This window comes from Bacteroides sp. Marseille-P8574, from assembly GCF_902825465.1.
Lineage (GTDB): Bacteria > Bacteroidota > Bacteroidia > Bacteroidales > Bacteroidaceae > Bacteroides > Bacteroides uniformis.
Genome location: NZ_CADEBE010000002.1, coordinates 1,222,094 through 1,242,615 on the forward strand (window position 1 = coordinate 1,222,094; position 20,522 = coordinate 1,242,615).

General features: G+C 46.0%; 11 protein-coding genes. 10 read left to right on the plus strand and 1 reads right to left on the minus strand.

All coding sequences use genetic code 11. The features are described from left to right. The first annotated feature begins 127 nt into the window (after positions 1-127). The 3 genes from HUX74_RS17795 (at position 128) to HUX74_RS17805 (ending at position 7,050) form a co-directional block, all read left to right on the plus strand. The gene (locus HUX74_RS17795) at positions 128-2,383 is read left to right on the plus strand and encodes a GH92 family glycosyl hydrolase (protein WP_174647128.1); all 2,256 of its coding nucleotides are present in this window, start codon (positions 128-130) and stop codon (positions 2,381-2,383) included. A gap of 316 nt (positions 2,384-2,699) precedes the next feature. Continuing rightward, positions 2,700-5,321: a BTAD domain-containing putative transcriptional regulator gene (locus HUX74_RS17800; RefSeq protein ID WP_174647129.1), complete on the plus strand. Its 2,622-nt coding sequence runs from the start codon at positions 2,700-2,702 to the stop codon at positions 5,319-5,321. Positions 5,322-5,502: 181 nt separating this feature from the next. Next, a complete protein-coding gene (locus HUX74_RS17805; protein WP_174647130.1) occupies positions 5,503-7,050 on the plus strand; it encodes a family 43 glycosylhydrolase in 1,548 nt (515 codons plus the stop codon). 235 nt (positions 7,051-7,285) lie between these two features. Here HUX74_RS17805 and HUX74_RS17810 read toward each other — a convergent pair whose 3' ends face one another. Beyond that, complete coding sequence (locus HUX74_RS17810; RefSeq protein WP_174647131.1) at positions 7,286-8,347, minus strand: IS5-like element IS1169 family transposase; 1,062 nt, start codon at positions 8,345-8,347, stop codon at positions 7,286-7,288. Positions 8,348-8,614: 267 nt separating this feature from the next. Here HUX74_RS17810 and HUX74_RS17815 point away from each other — a divergent pair, with 267 nt between their 5' ends. The 7 genes from HUX74_RS17815 to xyl3A all read left to right on the plus strand — a co-directional run bounded on the left by HUX74_RS17815 (position 8,615) and on the right by xyl3A (position 20,401). Beyond that, positions 8,615-11,764 carry a TonB-dependent receptor gene (locus tag HUX74_RS17815; RefSeq protein ID WP_174647132.1) on the plus strand — a complete coding sequence of 1,050 codons (3,150 nt, stop codon included), beginning with the start codon at positions 8,615-8,617 and terminating at the stop codon, positions 11,762-11,764. A gap of 17 nt (positions 11,765-11,781) precedes the next feature. Then, complete coding sequence (locus tag HUX74_RS17820) at positions 11,782-13,809, plus strand: RagB/SusD family nutrient uptake outer membrane protein (RefSeq protein WP_174647133.1); 2,028 nt, start codon at positions 11,782-11,784, stop codon at positions 13,807-13,809. A 22-nt stretch (positions 13,810-13,831) separates the two neighbouring features. Beyond that, positions 13,832-14,596: a DUF3823 domain-containing protein gene (locus tag HUX74_RS17825; RefSeq protein ID WP_174647134.1), complete on the plus strand. Its 765-nt coding sequence runs from the start codon at positions 13,832-13,834 to the stop codon at positions 14,594-14,596. Positions 14,597-14,715: 119 nt separating this feature from the next. Then, positions 14,716-16,392: a DUF5010 domain-containing protein gene (locus HUX74_RS17830; RefSeq protein ID WP_174647135.1), complete on the plus strand. Its 1,677-nt coding sequence runs from the start codon at positions 14,716-14,718 to the stop codon at positions 16,390-16,392. A gap of 280 nt (positions 16,393-16,672) precedes the next feature. Continuing rightward, positions 16,673-16,978, plus strand: a complete 306-nt coding sequence (locus HUX74_RS21090; RefSeq protein ID WP_371808735.1) for a DNA-binding domain-containing protein — start codon at positions 16,673-16,675, stop codon at positions 16,976-16,978. Positions 16,979-17,074: 96 nt separating this feature from the next. Continuing rightward, the gene (locus tag HUX74_RS21095) at positions 17,075-17,473 is read left to right on the plus strand and encodes a DUF4469 domain-containing protein (RefSeq protein WP_371808736.1); all 399 of its coding nucleotides are present in this window, start codon (positions 17,075-17,077) and stop codon (positions 17,471-17,473) included. A gap of 324 nt (positions 17,474-17,797) precedes the next feature. Next, positions 17,798-20,401 (plus strand): xylan 1,4-beta-xylosidase, encoded by a 2,604-nt coding sequence (gene xyl3A, locus HUX74_RS17840; RefSeq protein WP_174647136.1) that lies wholly within the window; start codon positions 17,798-17,800, stop codon positions 20,399-20,401. The last annotated feature ends 121 nt before the right edge of the window (positions 20,402-20,522 follow it).

Below are 20,522 nucleotides of genomic sequence, written 5' to 3' on the forward strand. Positions count from 1 at the left end.
AAAAAAAGTAACAATACACAGAATATACTGCAATTAATCGAATTTTAATTCATGGTTAATCTGAATTTAAGCAGAAAAACAATCATACAGAATTATCTTTGCAGCAGAAAAAACAAATAACAGAATCATGAAAATAACACATTTAACACTTTCCGTAGCAATTGCTTGTACATTGGGGGCATGCGGAGTACAACAAGACATGCCGGACAAAGCACCAATAGACTACGTGGATCCCTACATAGGGAATATCAGCCACTTGCTTGTTCCAACATTTCCAACCATTCAGTTACCTAACAGTATGCTGCGAGTTTATCCCGAACGCGCAGACTATACATCCGAACTACTGAATGGTCTGCCCATTATCGTCACCAACCATCGCGAACGCTCGGCATTCAATCTAAGTCCTTATCAAGGAGACAGCCTGCGCCCCGTCATGGCATATACGTATGATAATGAACGCCTGACTCCCTACAGTTATAGCGTAGAACTGGATGACAACCGCATAAAAGCTGAATACGCCCTCTCACACCAATCAGCCCAATATCGGATTACCTTCGAACCAGACAAACCCGCTTATGTAATAGTCAACTCACGTAACGGAGCCATCCGTGTCGGACATAACTTTATTTGCGGGCAGCAACAGTTAAGCAACAATACAAATATCTACTTATATATCGAACCACAAGAAGAAGCCATAGAGGCAGGTGTCGTGGAAAACGGTGTCATCGATGGAAGTAAAGATCTGGCAGAAGGAACAAACGTCTGTGCCGCATGGCGTTTTGCCGAAGGCACTTACACCGTCAACCTGCGTTATGGTATTTCCTTCATCAGTGAGGAACAGGCTGAAAAGAACCTGCGTCGTGAACAAAAAGAGTACAACCTCGAAAAACTTGCCCAAACCGGACGGGACATTTGGAACGAAACGTTGGAACGCATTCAGGTAGAAGGTGGTACAGAAGACGAGAGGACTATTTTCTATTCTTCTTTCTACCGCACCTTTGAGCGCCCAGTCTGCATGAGCGAGGATGGACGTTACTTCAGTGCTTTCGACGGACAAGTACACAATGACAACGGTACACCTTTTTATACTGATGATTGGATTTGGGACACTTACCGTGCCGCCCATCCCTTACGTGTACTTATCGACCGACAGAAAGAAGAAAATATTATAGATTCTTACCTGCGTATGGCTGAACAAATGGGCAACCTATGGATGCCTACTTTCCCTGAAACTACGGGTGATACGCGGCGCATGAACTCTAACCATGCTGTAGCCACAGTGGCTGATGCACTGGTAAAAGGGCTTCATGTGGATACTGTCAAAGCCTATGAAGCTTGTCGCCGAGGTATGGAAGAAAAAACACTTGCACCTTGGTCGGGTAAACCAGCCGGATGGATTGACACTTTCTACCGCGACCACGGCTATATTCCTGCCCTTCGTCCGGATGAATCGGAAACAGACCCCAATGTGCATCCTTTCGAAAAACGTCAACCCGTAGCCGTCACACTAGGCACCAGCTACGACCAGTGGTGTTTGTCACGCATTGCCACGGCACTGGGCAAGGCAGAAGAAGCCGCACATTACCTACAATGTTCCTACAACTACCGCAATCTCTTCAATCCCACGACATCCTTTTTCCATCCCAAAGATAAGGATGGTCGCTGGATAGAACCTTTTGACTATCGATTCCCCGGTGGAATGGGCGCCCGTGAATATTACGGTGAAAATAACGGTTGGGTGTATCGCTGGGATGTTCCACATAACATTGCCGACCTCATCAACCTCATGGGCGGTAATGAAGCGTTTATAGCCAACCTCGACCAGATGTTCCGTGAACCGTTAGGACGTAGCAAGTATGAATTTTATGCCCAACTTCCCGACCACACCGGCAATGTAGGACAGTTCTCCATGGCTAACGAACCCTCATTGCACGTTCCCTATCTCTATAACTATGCCGGACAACCTTGGAAGACACAGAAACGCATCCGCCAAATGCTTCGTACTTGGTTCCGAAACGATTTGATGGGCATTCCTGGCGATGAAGACGGCGGTGGCATGACATCGTTCGTTGTCTTCTCTTCCTTGGGATTCTATCCCGTCACCCCTGGTTTCCCAGCCTATAACATAGGTAGTCCACTTTTCACCCGCGCCCAAATTACACTGAGCAACGGCAAAGTATTTGAAATCGAAGCACAAGGAGCATCTGACGAGAACAAATATATCCAATCAGCCACGATGAACGGGAAAGAATGGAACAAACCTTGGTTCAGTCACGATGACTTAAAAGAGGGCGGTAAACTTGTACTCGTCATGGGGAATCATCCGAACAAGGCATGGGGTATCAATGCAGACAACGTGCCGCCTTCGGCAAACAACAACTAATATTGTTTTCATGGTGTCCAATTAAAAATGACAGGTAAAAAGAAATCTCAATATAAATCAGGAAGACGACAGACCTTTTTAATAGGAGAGTCCTGGCTAAAATTAGGTTAATATCAGAAAAAGATTGTTTATCAGGATAATTGTCATACAGCTTGTATTTGTCCACAGAATACAAGCTGTTTTTTCATATAAAAAGTGCTTTCATACATTCTTAAAGAACAATTTATCTCAATATTATTTATACACTTAACGACTTGAAATATCTACATTTTTTTGTATTTTTGCACTGATTTTAATCTTGATTGCAAATAATACCATGAAATATCTGTTTTTCACATTCAGCCTTATTGCCGGGATTATCCTTGGTGGCAAAGTAAAAGCATCATCGTCATGCGATTACGGGCTTTATTTGCGTTCGCACTCTGTAGGAGGACCTGAACGGACTTGCCTTTTTCTGGATGACAATCATCCTTTTATAGTGCAACAAGAATTTTCCATCTCTTTTCAGATGTATATTCGTTCAAACGAACCTGATTATGGTTCTATCCTCCATCTGCGACTCAATAACGGACAGATTATCCACTTATCCCTCATTGGTGGTGAAGGAGAACACCAACCGGCATTAGTACTCAATGACGGTATTAATCATATAGACCATCCCATTGAACGTGAACGCTGGATTGATGTATCTGTGCAACTACGGCGAAAAGATAACATAGTAGAAGTTATTTATGACGGTACACATACTTCCGCCACGATCCCGCTACAAAGATTAGAAAATGTAATGGCACTCTTCGGAAGGATGGAAGGCTATCAAGCAGATGTGGCTCCCGTCAACATTAAGAACATTCGTATATCACAAGATGGCAAACATACCCGTGAATGGAAACTGCAAAAACATAACGATGACCTTTGCTATGATGAACAGATAGGAGCCATAGCCCGTGCACAATTCCCTTTTTGGTTGATAGACAATCATATCGAATGGAAGCCCATTTACCAGACACACATTTTCGGAAAACTAAATGTAGCTTTCGATGCTCGCGAAGCTCGATTTTTTTTGGTGGATGAACGAAAAATAAAAGAATTGGATGAAAACGGCATTGTCCAAAGGGAAATTTCCATAAATGGAGGTTATCCTGCCATTAACTATTCCAACCACATTGTATATGACACATTGAGAAACGAGTTGGTTTCCTATTCGCTACGGCAAGGAAAAAAATCTTCGTTCTCATTCAGTATAGGAATGTGGAGCAATCAGGAGCCGTGCACTGACGAGCCGCGATACAGCAATCATGCACGTACATTCAATCCGGCAGACTCCTCTTTCTACTTTTTTGGTGGCTATGGTTTCTACCAATACCGCAGTGACCTTTTCCGCATGAAATCCGGCTCCGAAAGAGTTGAACAAGTGGAATACGAACGTCCGTTCTATCCTCGCTTTTCATCGGCAATGGCCGTGGTGGGTGATGAACTGTATATTTTCGGCGGGCGTGGCAATAAATATGGCAAACAGGAACTAACCTCCGAATACTTCTACGGACTATGTGCATTAAACCTGCGAACTAAAGAGTCACGTTTGGTATGGAAACGTCTGCAAGCTCAAGAGAATACTATCATGGCCTCTTCCATGTACTTTAATCCGGCAGACAGTTCCTTCTATGCAGTTTCCTTGGAAAAAGGAGGTACATTATGGAAAGTCTCTATTAAAGATTCTATCTGTTCCGAAGTATCCAAGCCCATAAAAAACCTAACAGGTTATCAAGACATGGATTTCAGTTTATATGCTTCACCTGCACACAGCAAATTCTTTCTTGTCATGGACAAAATACAGAATGACCGTTCACATATGCTTTTTATTTATTCCATCAATATGCCTTTGTTGGACGAAGCTGACATTCGCCAGGCGACTCCTAATGAAACCTCTGGCAGTTTTCAACACATTTACATTTACTCGGTTTTAATAGTATTGTTGCTGACAGGGGCTATTTTCTACTTACGCCGTAAATCAGAAAAAGAGAATAAGAATATTCCCCAACAGAATGAAGAAGCTGTGGCTGTGACAGAAGAAACAACAAGCACCCTTCATTCCTGCGAATCCGACCAAGAAGAGCAACTAGGGGATATGCCATCGTTGGACTCCATCGTTCAATCAATACAAGAAAAAGAAACAGTTCTACCAGCACAAACGGTCGAACCGACTACGAATTACTATGACCGCAGCCAAGGAGCCATTTCATTGCTGGGGTGTTTTAATGTACGAGACAAGAAAGGCTGCGACATTACTGCTAACTTTACCCCCCGCCTTAAACAGCTGCTTATCCTGTTAGTCCTGTATTCTGAAAAATATTCGCAAGGCATTCTTGCCTCCAAAGCGACCGAAATACTCTGGCCTGACAAGGAAGAAACGGCCGCCCGCAACAACCGTAACGTTACTTTGCGCAAACTCCGCATCCTGTTGGAAAGCATAGGCGATGTGGAAATCATCACCGAAAACAATTTCCTGCATATCCGTTGGGGAGAAGACGTGTTCTGCGACTATCATACCACCCTTGCCTGCATCCGTGACTTCCACGGACAGGAAGATGAAGAGCTACTCAACCGTATTTTGGAATTGCTGCTTTACGGTCCGTTGCTCCCCAATACAATTCTCAATTGGTTGGACAACTTCAAAGATGCCTATTCCAGCAATGCCATTGACTTGCTGCGTAATCTGCTGGAACTGGAACTTCAGCACGGTCGTCAAGAAATAGTTCTCCGCTTGGCCGACATCATGTTCCTGCACGATCCATTGAACGAAGAAGCACTCACCGCTAAATGCGCCGTCCTTTCCGCACAAGGTAAAAAAGGTATTGCCCGCAATGTTTACGACCGCTTCTGTAAAGAGTATCACGAGTCGATGGGTGAAAAATACAAGGTTGAATTTGCAGATCTATAAACCAACAAAAGTTATACTTTGTACAGAGGCACATTTCTTGAAAAAGGAGATGTGCCTCTGTTACATAATGAATTACTCCCATATTAAGTAAAAATTAAGTTGCAATTAATTCATTCATTTCTTCCTTATTAACTGCCGCATACTACTTTTGCTTCATATTAATTAAACAAAAGAAAGTACCATGAAAAGAATGATGTTATTATTGTCATTAGGTGTCACTTTTAGCACTACTATAGTAACCGCTCAAAAGACATCTACACCACAAAACAAGTTGATTTATCCCGTCACAAAGAAAATGGGCAACCCGCTCTTTGTTGACTTCAGTTCACCGATGTACGGTATTGATTCCATCGGGCATCTCTATACCGCCGATCCTTCGGCTCATGTATGGACTGTAGATGGGAAAGAACGGCTTTACGTCTATGCCTCGCACGATATGGAACCTGCACGTGGATGTGACCGCATGGATTGTTATCACGTATTTTCCACTGACGACATGGTGAACTGGACCGACCATGGAGAGATACTCAATGCTGACGATGTCCGTCGTGAGGGTGGTTGGGGCATCGAAGGATTCATGTGGGCACCTGATTGCGCCTACAATCCGGCAAACCAAACTTACTATTTCTACTTTCCGCACCCGGAATATGCTGCTGATGGTAAAACGCATATCTGGCGTGTGGGGGTAGCCACCAGCCATTATCCTGACCGTGATTTTAAGTTGCAAGGCTATATAAAAGGAACTCCCTCGTTGATAGATCCTTGTATATTCGTAGATGATGACGGGCAACCTTATATCTATGTAGGCGGTGGCTCTCATCGATGTTTTGGAGGCAAACTACAGCGTAACGACTGGACACGGTTAGATGGAGAAATGGTGGAGATGACAGGCTTGGGTGACTTTCACGAAGCAACTTGGATTCACAAATACAAAGGAAAATATTACCTTTCACACTCGGATAACAACAATCATCACGATGGCAATCGGATGAAATATGCCATTTCAGACACTCCCCTCGGCCCATGGAAAGATATGGGCATTTATATGTATCCCACAGGCGTGGAAACCAACCACGGTTCCATCGTAGAGTTCAAAGGAAAATGGTATGCTTTCTACCATACAGGCAACTATTCCGGACGTGGTAATCTGCGTTCCGTCTGTGTGGATGAAATAGAATATAATGAAGACGGAACACTGAAAATCGTACAGAACTTTGGTATTCCCTACAAAGGCATTCCCTTGTCAATTATACCATCGGCAAACGGGCAAATCCTTGAAGCAGAGCACTACAACGAAGGTGGTTACCACTATGCATATTTCAAACACTCCAACACCCAAACCGAAAATAAACACACGTATCGTCCTGCAGACAAACTGATGGACATTTCTACCCAAAACGGCATTACATGCCTTGATGGAATGCAAAAAGGCGAATGGGCACGTTACACCATCCATGTAGAGCAAGCAGGTCAATATTATTTAGATTGTTTTGTAGCTTCTGTCAACGGAAAAGAAGCCCGCTTCCATATCTGTGCCAACGGAAACAACCTCACAGGAGAAGTAAAAGTGGATGGAGCGAACGCCGACTGGCAAACCATCCGTCTGGAAAAAATAGAATTACAGAAAGGAGAGCAATACTTGGATTTACGTATCGATGCAGGGACAATTAACGTAGATAAGATAGTACTCCGATACATTGCACGGCAAATTGCCAATAATACCGATTAATTTTTAAGGTTTATTGAATTAATTGTTTTTTAATTGCTATTTAATTATTATATTCTAACAAATTTAAGGTGAGTTCTATCAATTCAATTTATCCTCTTGTATCAGACAGCAGAACTCTTTAACTGCCCAATTTGTGAGCTTTAGTCTTTCAAATTTAGCGAATATTTTCTACCCCCCCCAATTTTTACAATAATTAACTTGTGTTTGTTGTAAAAATTGGATGTGCAGGCATAATTCACCCCAACAACTCAGGTTTCAGCCTGATTATTTGCGTGTAACGACTGATGTTATACACAAGACTGGTGAGTGCTACATTGGCTTTAGCACGAATAAGCCCTACTGTACGCACCACAAGTCCACGCATGGTTTGTTCCTCAAACCCGAATACATGCTCGACAAGGCAACGTGTCTTGGATTTTTTCCTATTGTCTGATTTCTGCTCCTTGGTAAGCGGACGGTTACGGTAGCCCTTTTCGCAAATTATCGGATTCATCTTATGCTGTTTTACAATCTCCTCTTGTCCGACATAACCGGCGTCCAAATACAAGTCCTTGCCTGCGTCTTTTTCATCCAGCAGTCCTTCAAAGCCTTTGGAATCATGCACTTCTGCCGACGTGGTATCATAAGAAAGTATGATCTTATTGCGTTTCTCATCTTTAGTATGCTGCTTGTAGCCGTAAAAAGTCTCATCACGCTTCTTTGTCCAGCGGGCATCTACATCCTTGTGGCACTTCTTGTGGGGATTGTCATTCCACAACTTATTACCCGCTCCCTGTTTTATCTGCTCATTTTCATCACGGGTGTTACGTTGGCGAGGGGCAATAACAAAACTGGCATCAATGATGCGTCCCTCATTGAATTGCAGACCCTTACTTTCCATGAAACTATGAAATTCCGAAAAAAGCTTGTCATAAACGCCTGTATTTGTCAGGAGTTCGCGATACTTCCACACCGTCTTCTCGTCAGGAACATCGTCAACACATTCAATACCAAGAAACTTGCGGAAACTCGTACGGTCAACTATCTGATACTCTATCTGATGGTCACTCAAACCATAATAACGCTGAAGAAACAAGACCTTGAACATCAGCACACAGTCTATCGGCGGACGACCGGCATTACTTTTGCGCTCTCCGGTAAAAAGGGCTGATTCAAGAGTAGGACGAAAGATCTCAAAATCAACATACTGAGACAACACTTCAAGAGGATTGCCCATTTCATTCAAACGCAATTCACGATTCTCTGACTCAAATAGTTGATTATAACGAAGCTTACGGTATCGGGATAACTTGTTCATTATAAAATTCTTATTTTCTGCAAATTTACGCTCTTGGAACCATATAAACAACTGTACTACAATATTTTAATTTATAGAACTCCTCTTAATAGACTATAGATTTCTTTGCAGGTGAAAAACAATCCTTAAAAAACTAATAAATTAATGGCTATGAATACCAGTTAAACACTACCTCGTAAATCCCCTACAAAAAAGAGAAGGAAAAGCATCATTTTATGTTCCTTAAAGACAAAAGAATTATCTAATAATCTAATATCTATCAAATTTATGACTACATTTAAAGAACAGAGAAAGTCTCTCGTACGGAATTCCGTTGCATGGTTTTGCATGCTGATGCTTCTCTCCGTCACTTCCGTCTATGCTCAGGAAAAGAGTATTTCCGGTACAGTGAAAGATGAGAATGGTGAAGCGATTATCGGAGCCAACGTCAAATTGACAGAAGGGAGCACCGGAACAATTACCGACCTTAATGGACGCTTTAAATTGAGTATACCAGCCAAAGGTACATTGGAAATCTCCTTTATAGGATATGTTACGAAAAAAGTGATTGTCACAAACGCTTCTACTTATGACATCGTGTTAAAAGAAGACAGCAAGACGTTGGATGAAGTGGTTGTGGTAGGATATGGTACACAAAAGAAAGCAACTTTGACTGGTGCCGTTTCGGCCATTGCCAGCGATGAGTTGATTGCCACTAAAAACCAGAATGCCCAAAATATGCTAACCGGTAAAGTACCGGGTGTGCGCGTCATACAAAGAACATCCGAACCGGGTGAATTCAACAACCAGTTTGATATCCGTGGTTTCGGTAGCCCGTTGATTGTGATTGACGGTGTACCCCGTAGCGACATGGAACGTATGGATCCGAACGAAATCGAGTCAATGACTGTATTGAAAGATGCTTCGGCTGCCATCTACGGTGTACGTGCTGCAAACGGTGTAGTGTTGATAACCACCAAAAAAGGTGAACGCAACAAAACCAAGATAGAATATAATATGTATTACGGTTTTCAGACTCCTGCCGAAGTATTGAAACCCGTAGGGGCAGTGGACCGTATGACCTTATTCAACGAGAAGCAAATGCGTGACCTTGTCAATCCGTCGCACAAATATTCGGACGAACAAATCAATGCCTTCTTGAATGGCGAACGCCAATCAACCGATTGGTATGATGCTATCATGAAGAACTCGGCTCCACAGCAATCTCACAACGTAACCATCAGCGGTGGCGGTGAGAAAGTCGATTACTTTGTAAGTTTCGGATATATGGACCAGAAAGGTTTCTTCACTTCCGATGCTTTGGATTACAATCGTTACAATATCCGTTCTAACATCAATGCGCAGGTTACCAAGAACCTGAAATTAGGCGTGAAGCTGTCCGGTATGATTGACGACCGCGAAGGCAACTCCAAAGATGCTTGGGAAGTGTTCAAAAACTTGTGGCGTTCGGCTCCCGACCAGCCTATTTATGCCAACAATACGGCTCCTTATTTTCAGAAGCCAGAAAGTGCCGATGACAACCCGATGGCATTGATTGACAAGGACGTTACCGGATACAAGAAACGTGGAAACAAATTGTTCCAATCTACATTCGAAGCCGAATATACGGTTCCTAAAGTAAAAGGATTGAAACTGAAAGCCCTGTTCAGTTATGACACAAAGATTAATGACGAATCCAAATGGACGAAAGAATATTCTTATTACGAATACAATGAAGCTGCTGACTCTTATACGGGAGCTACCCGTTTGGGACCGACCAATTTAGAGCGCACTTATAACAACTCATGGAGTACCCTGTGGCAGGCATCTATCAATTACGACAACACCTTTGCCGGTCATCATGTGTCAGGTCTGATGCTGTTTGAGGAAGCGCACGGTGTGGGCGACAATATCACAGCCTCACGCAACTTTTCCATTCCCCTGCCTTATCTGTTTGCCGGCGACTCAGACGGGCAGATTGGTACCGCCAATCCCAACAACATACGGGAAAATGCCTCACAAGGTCTGGTCGGACGCTTCAATTACGACTACAAAGGCAAATATCTAGCAGAGTTTTCATTCCGCTACGACGGCTCTTCCAAATTCCCGGCCGATAACCGTTGGGGCTTCTTCCCCGCAGCTTCCATCGGTTGGAGAATCTCCGAAGAAAGTTTCATCAAGGACAAACTTACGTTCATGGACAATCTGAAGTTACGCGCTTCCTACGGTAAGATGGGTGATGACAGTGCTTCCGATTATCAGTTTATTTCCGGTTACGACTATCCGAACACATCGGGTGGAACTAATAACAACTATCCTACAGGATATATGTTCGGTGGTGCTTATATCAACTCTTTAGGTTTCCGTGCCGTACCCAATCCGAACATCACTTGGTACACCGTAAAAACACTCAATATCGGTTTGGATGCAGATATGTGGAACGGCTTGTTGGGCTTTACTTTCGAGGTGTTCAAACGTGACCGGGACGGCTTGCTGGCCGACCGTCTGACCACTCTGCCCGGAACATTCGGTTCGAAGATGCCGCAGGAGAATCTGAACAGCGATCGTACCAAAGGTTTTGAATTGGAGGTACGTCATAACAATAAGATTGGTAATTTACGCTATAACGTAGCTGCCCAACTCTCCATGACCCGTGGAATGAGATGCTATTATGAGACAAATCCTGCCGGAAATTCGTACGACTACTGGAGAAACAGAAGCTTGAACCGCTACAATGACATCTGGTTCGGTTATGGTGCTGCCGGACGTTATACTAACTACGATCAAATCTACAATTCGTTCTATTCAAACAATGGTACATTGCCCGGTGACTATATTTATGAAGACTGGAACGGTGACGGTGTTATCGACGACATGGACAAACATCCCATCGCCACAACTACCAATCCGAATAGTAACTGGCAAGACAAAAACAACTATCCGCTGATGAACTTTGGCTTCACCATCGGTGCCAATTGGAAAGGGATTGACCTGAACCTGCTCTTCCAGGGAGCCGCCATGTCTTACATCTCATACGGCGAGCAACTGAAAGCTCCGTTGCAGTTCAATGGTAATGCCTTGGATATGTTCCTCGACCGCTGGCGTCCGGTGGATCCTAACGCACATCCTTATAATCCTGCAACCGAATGGATTGGCGGTTACTACTCTTACGGTGCTACAAATGCCGATGAAAATTCGGAATTCATGATTCAAAAAGGCAACTACCTGCGTCTGAAATCACTTGAAGTAGGCTATACATTGCCCAAGCAATGGTTGTCATCACTGGGTGTCAAGAATCTCAGGGTCTATTTCAACGCATACAACCTGCTGACTTTCACTGGTGTAAGAGGTGTAGATCCTGAAAAGCCGACACAGCAATACGGATATATGTACCCAATGAACAGGACATATAACTTTGGTGCAAACATCACATTTTAAGTAAAGGAGGAATTATTATGAAAATTTGGAAAAACATAATTACAGGTGTCGCACTGAGTGGCATTTTGGCCGCTTGCCAAGATTTGGACATCCCGCCCAAGAACATTCTTTCGGGATCAGACATCTACAACGAAGGTGGTATCACAGCATACATGGCAGGACTATACAACCACCTGCCGATGGAAGATTTCAACATGGGTGATGGTGGAGACCGGGGAGGCTTCTTCAACTGGAATTCTGAAAAGACGACATTGGGTTCTACCGGTGAATTTGCCAACAACCAATGTGGCAACAGTGTGATATACGGCGACAAAGGCTATTGGAAAGATGGCTATCAGATTATCCGCCAGGCCAATGTGCTTATTCAAGACCTATCGAACTATGTAGGAACCTTGCAAGGTGCCGAAAGCTGGATTGCTGAAGCTAAATTTATCCGTGCCTACACATACTTTGCCTTGGTGAAGCGCTATGGCGGCGTGCCTTTGTTGGAAGAACCGCAAGGGATTGATGATGACTTGATTATGCCACGTAGCAGCCATCAGGACTGTGTGGATTTCATCTTGAAAGACTTGGACGACGCCATTAACGGTATGACCAAAACAAAAACAAACGGACGTGCCAATAAATATGTAGCAGCTGCTTTCAAGTCGCGCGTGGCACTCTATGCAGGTTCTATTGCCCGTTATGGCGAGGCAGCCGTCTATACAGGCGAAAGCGGAACCATGCTGACCGGTATCCCGGTATCTTTGGCAAACGATTACTTCCGTCAGGCATACGATGCTGCTAAAATAGTGGAAGAAGGCGGTTATGCACTGCATAAAGGTTCGGATAAGAGACAAGCTTTCTATGAAGTATTCGACAAGGCTGTCAGCAGCGAAGAGTCGATATTCATTCGCGAATACGACATCAACAACTATGTGCACAGTTGGGACAAACTGATGTCACCCGAGGCATGGACAGGTGGTTACGGTGGACGCTACTTCGTTCCCCTAGACTGGGTAGAATTATTCGACGGGCTGCCGCTCGACCCGGCAACCGGCCATTTAAAAACTACTGATGACGACGGCTATTACAAAGTATATGACAGTTCGCACGGAATTTTTGACGGTGCCGAACCTCGACTGCTTGCCAGCATCATGATTCCGGGCGACCTTTATAAAGGCGGACACGAACTTGATATGCGTTGCGGCTTGTTGGTTGGCGTTACGCCTGACCAGAAGATTCTCAAAACAATCAAAGACGACGGTAAAACCACTTATAGCTGGGATAACGGCGTGAAGGAATTTAAGGTAAACGGACAAGTGGTAGCCGTTCGATCCACCAAAAAGCCTTCGGAAGGACAAACTTACGAAGATACCGGCATTGCCATCGCAGGATTTAACGGACCTTCAACTTCCGGCGGCAACCATTGTAACACGGGTATCTATGGTGTAAAATGGATTCAACGCGACCAGGCTCCCGTTGACCTGCATCGCAGCACACAACCTTGGATTGATATCCGCTATGCAGAAGTATTGCTGAACCGTGCCGAGGCTGCTATCGAATTAGCACAGAATGGTGCTTCGGATGCCGGAAGTTTATTGAGCGATGCCATGGCTTGCATCAATGATGTACGCGACCGTGCCGGTGCCGACTTGCTGACCTCCACAGACCAACTGGCCGACCTGACTGCCCCGACCAATGTACGTGGTACAGGCAAGAACTCCATGGTGTTCGCTCCCACCAAAGGCCTTCAAATCGTACGTGTGGAACGCTACAAAGAGTTGGCGGTAGAACATAAGCTTTACTGGGACTTGCGCCGCTGGTTCACAGCCGACACACAAATCAAGGAGTTCCGTTGGCGTATGCTTGCCCCGTATCTCTTCCTCAGCACAGCCGTGAAAGATGATGAAACAGGTATTCCTCACGGCAAATACATTTTCGATACCCGTGTCTGTGACAGTTACGGAGGCCAACACAACTTTGATTCCAAGTACTATTATGAGAAGATACCCGATTCAGAACGTAAAGTGAATTACTTGCTGGAACAGAACAACAGATATTAACCCATTAAACGTATAGAATAAGATGAAAAAGATATTGAACATATTGGCCTTATCTTTCCTGACTGTAGGATTTGCTGCTTGCGAAATGGATAACTATGACGCTCCGGACGCAACCCTTCAAGGAAAGTTCATCAACAAGGTGACAGGTGAAAACCTGGAGACATCGCAAGGCCAGGGAAACATGAAACTGCGCATCAAGGAAATCAGTTATGCACATGGCGATGAAAGTATCGTTGTGACAGAACAGAACTTGAACATCATGCAGGACGGTACTTTCCAAAACACCAAACTGTTTGCCGGAACATACGAGATGTGGCCCTACGAGAGTTGCTGTTATGAAAGTACACAAGTGATGCAGACTGTCGAGCTGAGAGGAGGCAAGAGCACAACAGTCAACTTTGAAGTAACCCCTTACTTCCAAGTGGAATGGGTGGATGAACCTTGGCAGGATGAAAACGGATATGTATGTGCCCGTTTTAAATTCACTTGCAACCCGCTGCCCGATGACAGTTATACGCAGGCTGTGCCCGAAAAGGCCAAACTGTTTATCTCCACCAGTGTGAAGGTGGGCGACAACTCAGACAGCCGCTACACGGACAATGACATGATCATCACAGCCAACGATGAAGGCAACATTCTATCGGTTAAAACCAAAGCAGCTATCGACTTCTCGCAGAAATTCTGGCTGCGTATCGGAGTAAAGCCCAAGAATGATACTTCACACGGTGTATTGGATAAATATTGTTACAGCAATGTAAAGACAATAGAAGCTAAAGGCAAACAATAAAAGTCTGATGCTCTTTCGGAGCAAAAAAGCAAGGACAATTTAAATGTGTGTGGGGGAGTGTTTCCTACAAGGGAAAAGACTTCCCCCTTCTTTTTATCAAGACTCTAAAATAACTATCCATGGAAAAGAAAAACAGATTATGCTGTCTTGCCCAATACGGATTAGCCGTATGCATGACATTACTGACTGGATGCTCAGACTCAGACAATCCGCTGCCCGATCCGGAGCCTATTGTCCCGGAGAACCCTACTCCCGATCCTACACCCGACCCGGAAATTCCTTCTCACGATTTTCTGATGGGTTCACTCTTTGGTTTTGAAAAAGACATCCGCAACGGGGTCAGTGCCGCCAAAGGAGGAAGCGCTGCCACTACTTATTACAACAAGCCCCTATTTGAGGCAGGTGCTTTTGAAGCTACCGATGCCGACTGGTGGGACAACTTGGTGGAAGAATTCCTGTATAGTGGCATGGACTATATGGTTCCCAACTGCCGGGGACGACTGCCCAAAGCCGATACCGATGCCCGTTACTATACCGACCACGGCGACCCTACCCGTATTGCCGAACTGATTGCCGCCCTGAAGCGTCGCGGTACGGAAGCAGAACGGCTGAAAATAGCCATCTTCGACGACGCACCGGCGTCATGGGCCGCAGCACGCAACTTGGACTTATACGGCAGCTACACAGCGAAAAGAGGAAATACTGCCGCCGACAGATATCCTATCGAAGATTTGGATGACATCTACAAATATATCTGGGACTATAACATCAAACTGGCTTTTGCCAATTTCTATGGCGAAAATCAAGAAAACAACAAATACTTGCTCCGTTTCCAAGACAAACCATTGCTCTACATTTGGAGTCCGAACAGTTTCCTGAACGTAGAATACGGCGGTCAGAAACCGGACTGCACAGGCCGGTTGAAAGCTATCTTCGACAAACTGCATCAGGACTTCAAAGACACATTCGGTGAAGAAGTCTTCATCTGTGTGGACAAGGCGTTTGCCGACCGCGACCCGCAGGTGGACCGCACGGTAGTCGATGCCATGAACGACTGGTTCACCGCTTCCGAACAGGCAAGCAACCGCAGTTCCTATACGATGCGTTCTTTCAATGGAGTAAATGTCGGCGTAGCCGTTCCTGGCTTTCTGACAAATGACAAACAAGGCAACAGGATGCTTTTCGACCCCCAACATGGCAAGACGCTGACCGATGCCTTGGACTACTTTGTAAAATACAAAGCCAACCTTGTTTTCCTCGAAGGATTCACCGATATGCTGGAAAATGCGGCCTACTGGCGCAGTACCGATACCAAATATTACGACTATCCCAACCAGCGGCTGAACATCCTGCGCCGATACAGCAGCACGCAGGCTTATCCCGAACGCCTGCGCGTGGAAACCGAGAGTTGCGACTACTATAAGGACAATTCGGTAGGCAACAGCGGAGCACAATATCGTGTGGGCGACTTGGACGTGAAACGCTGTACCGACGGATTCAACGGATGGTGCGTCACCGATACCGAAGCTGGCGAATGGCTCCGATGGGTTGAACTGCCCTTCCGTGCCGGGACAACGGTCATCAAGTTGCGCTATGCGGCACAAGAAGCCGCACAAGTACGGATAGACGTGGATGGTGAAAACGGAACGACCGTCACCCTGCCCGCCACCGGTGACAATTGGGCCGATGCGGATGGTCTTACCGTCTCCTTCGACACGAACAGATGGCGCGAAGTGGTGCTGAACATCATCAGCGGACATCCTGACTTGAATTGTCTTACCATAGAAAGCAAGTAGCAATCATTTCTTTTTACTCATCATTTAACTAGGGTGTCCAGTTTGATGTTCCAGTTTTTAGATCAAAATAGATATGATACAAGTTGCAAAGCACTGATAATCATATTTCTTCAAGATATATTAATCTAATGAATTAGCAACACTTTTTCGCATGTTAAAATTGCACCTAAATACAACACTGTTCTAGTTTATAATCAACGTATTAAGTTGTTAAATCAATGTCGAAAACGAGAACGTAGAACTGGACACCCTATCATTTAACTTTAAAACTATAAGAATTATGGCAACAGCAGACATTAAATATCGGCTGAACGCCCAATTGGCAGACAACACGGTGACAGTGGACAACAAGAACGAGAAGATTGCCGTTGTTGTTTCGGCAGGCACCGCCGACAAGCAGCGTCTCATCTCCGAAATCATGGAAGTAAACCCCGGCCTGGAACGCGAAACGGTGGAGGCTGTCATCAACCTTGAACAGCGTGTACTCAAGAAGCTCATCCTGACAGGCTTCCGTGTCAACACAGGCCTCTATAGCGTGGCTGCCAAGCTGACAGGCGTAGTAGAAGGCAACGTCTGGGATTCGTAGAAGAACGGCATCTATGCCTCTTTCACCCAAGGTGCCGACCTGCGCGAAGCCATCGGTCAGACCTCGGTAAACATCATCGGCGAGAAAGGCAGTGCTATGTACGTGGCAGGAGGCGAGGATGCCTCTACCTGTGCACCAGGTTTCACCGCTACTGCCGGACGCCCCTACACGCTGACGGGTGCCAAACTGAAACTGGCAGATACCGACCCCTCGGTGGGCATCACCCTAACTTCGCAGAGCGGCATCGTGACCCACGTGACAGACGAAATGATTGCCGTCAACACGCCAGCCAAGCTGGTGTTCATCATCCCCTCCGGACTGGCCGACGGTGCATACGAGCTGAAGGTGACAACGCAATTCAATGGCAGTGGTCTGCTGAAAGCGCCATGCAGCGTCACGCAGACTCTCTACATCGGTCAGAACAGCGGTGGCTTCACGGACGGTGGCGGTTCTACGGACGGTGATGGCGATCAAGGCGAAAATCCATTGGGCTGATACGTGCAAGGCGAATTCCGAACAGCGGAGTTGCTTAACGCTAAACTGGGTCGTGCGCGTGCCATGCAAATACAACGCAATGAATAATGAACTAACTAAAAATTTTCAGAAGCAATTAATCCATCATTAATTTGCATTTTAAACCATACAATGAAGATGTGTCATAACATAACCCAGCTTACTTTTTGTTTCTTTTTAGGCACGGATTACACGGAAAATCATAGAGTTTTCTTTATCCTCTCCGTGAAAATCCGTGTAATCCGTGCCAAAAGAAACCGATAAGTATGTTTTGACACACCTTCATTGATATTACCGAACCATATCATGAAACTGAAACATTTTATCGGAACTCTCTGCTTGAGTTCGCTCGCCTTAGTTGCCTGTACGCAGCAGGAGGCATACCGGAATCCTGACCTCATCCCCTCGGAACGAGCTTGGGATTTACTGAAACGCATGACGCTGGACGAAAAAATCAACCAGATGAAAAACGGTGCCGACCCTGTAGAAAGGCTGGGCATCCCGCAATATGACTGGTGGAACGAAGCCTTGCACGGCGTGGGACGTGCCGGACTCGCTACTGTCTTCCCGCAAGCTATCGGACTGGCTGCCACGTTCGACGAACAGGCGGTGTACGAAACATTTGACATGGTGTCCGACGAAGCCCGTGCCAAGTACAACGATTTCCAGCAAAAGGGGGAACGCACCGGCTACAAGGGACTGACTTTCTGGACACCGAACGTCAACATCTTCCGCGACCCACGTTGGGGACGAGGCCAAGAGACTTATGGTGAAGACCCCTATCTGACCACCCGGATGGGACTCGCCGTAGTCAGGGGATTACAAGGCGACGGAACGCAGAAGTATGACAAGACCCACGCCTGCGCCAAGCACTATGCCGTACACAGCGGTCCGGAATGGAACCGCCACAGCTTCGATGCCAAGAACATTGCCCCACGCGATCTGTACGAAACCTACCTGCCTGCTTTCAAGGCACTGGTGACAGAGGGAAAAGTGAAAGAGGTGATGTGTGCCTACAACCGTTTTGAGGGAGAGCCTTGCTGTTCCAACAAGGAACTGCTGATCCGTATCCTCCGTGAGGAGTGGAACTATGACGATATCGTCGTTTCCGATTGTGGAGCCATTTCCGACTTCTATCGTCCGCAACCCAAGAACCACGGTACCCATGCTTCAGCTGCCGAGGCTTCGGCCGATGCCGTCCTGTCGGGCACCGACCTGAATTGTGGCGGTTCGTATGGCTCGCTGAAAGAAGCGGTGGAGAAAGGCATCATCAGCGAGTCCAAGATTGACGAATCGGTATTTCGCCTGTTGCGTGCCCGCTTTCAACTGGGAATGTTCGACGACCCCGCCACAATTGTTTGGAACAAGATTCCTTACTCCGTGGTCAATTCTGCTGGACACCAGGCAAAAGCACTGGAGATGGCACGCAAAAGCATGACACTGCTTACCAACAAGAATCAAATACTTCCGCTTGGCAAGACGTTGAAAAAGATTGCCGTGGTGGGGCCTAATGCCGCCGATTCCGTAATGATGTGGGGCAACTACAACGGAACCCCTTCCCACACCGTAACCATCCTGGAGGGCATCCGAGACAAAGTGCCGCAAGCCGAAGTGGTGTACGAGAAAGGGTGCGACTACGTGGACGACCAGGTGATGTACAGTTTCTTCGACCAGTGTTCGCTGGATGGGAAGAAAGGCATGAAGGCAACCTTCTGGAACAATCGCGATATGGAGGGCGAACCGGTATTGGTGCAACAGTTTGCCGATCCGCTCCGGCTGAACACAGCGGGGGGCACTCCTTTTGCTGCCGGGGTGGAGCTGCACGATATCTCTGCCCGCTTTGAAACTCTCTTTGTGCCCGACCGTTCGGGCGAGGTGACCTTCTACCTCTCTGCCGACGACGGTTGCCGTCTGTCCGTTGGCGACGAGTCACTGATTTCCGATTGGAAGAATGGTCCTGCTTCTGAAAAGTGTTGCAAACTGACTGTCGAAAAAGGGAAAATCTATCCTATCCAAATAGATTATTACAATGCCGGAGGTGTTGGTGAACTGGCTTTCGACCTTGGCTACAAGCAACAGCTGGATTATCAGGCTGTGGCCGGGCGTGTGGCCGATGCAGACGTTATTCTGTTTGCAGGCGGTATCTCTCCCACCTTGGAAGGCGAAGAAATGCCGGTGGACCTACCGGGATTCAGGAAAGGCGACCGCACGAACATTGACCTGCCAAAGGTGCAGAAGGAGATGCTGAAAGCATTGAAGCAGATTGGAAAACCCGTGATATTCGTGCTTTGCTCCGGTAGTGCGATAGCCTTACCGCAGGAGGTGGAGCATACGGATGCCATATTGGAAGCGTGGTATCCGGGACAGGCGGGTGGTACTGCCGTTGCCGATGTACTCTTTGGCGACTACAATCCTGCCGGACGGTTGCCCGTCACTTTCTATGCCTCGACCGACGACTTGCCCGACTTTGAAGACTACAGCATGGCAAACCGCACTTACCGTTATTTTAAAGGAACACCTCTGTTTCCTTTCGGGCACGGATTAAGTTATACAACGTTTGAATATGGCAATGCCACTCTCGAAACAACTGAAATAAAAGCCGGAAAGGAAGTTATATTGACAATTCCCTTGCAGAATACCGGTAAATGTGACGGTGACGAGGTGATACAAATATATATCCGGCAATTATCTGACAGCGAAGGACCAGCCAAGTCATTGCGTGCCTTCCGTCGGGTTTCGGTAAAAGCCGGAAAGAGTGCAACGATACAAATACAACTCCCTGCACATACGTTTGAGTTTTACGATCCAGAGACAAAAGCAATGGCAATCCGTTCCGGGCAGTATGAACTGCTGTACGGTGGAACCTCTGATAATAACAAACTAAAACGAATGACCATTACGCTGTTATAAACTTCTGGCAAGCCATAAAAGCGGCATCTGTTCAATTACCTTTGATTAAGCGGAAATTAATTCTATATTAATCAAAATATTCACGCTATTTTTAGTAATACCGACTATTTTTGGGCTCAGA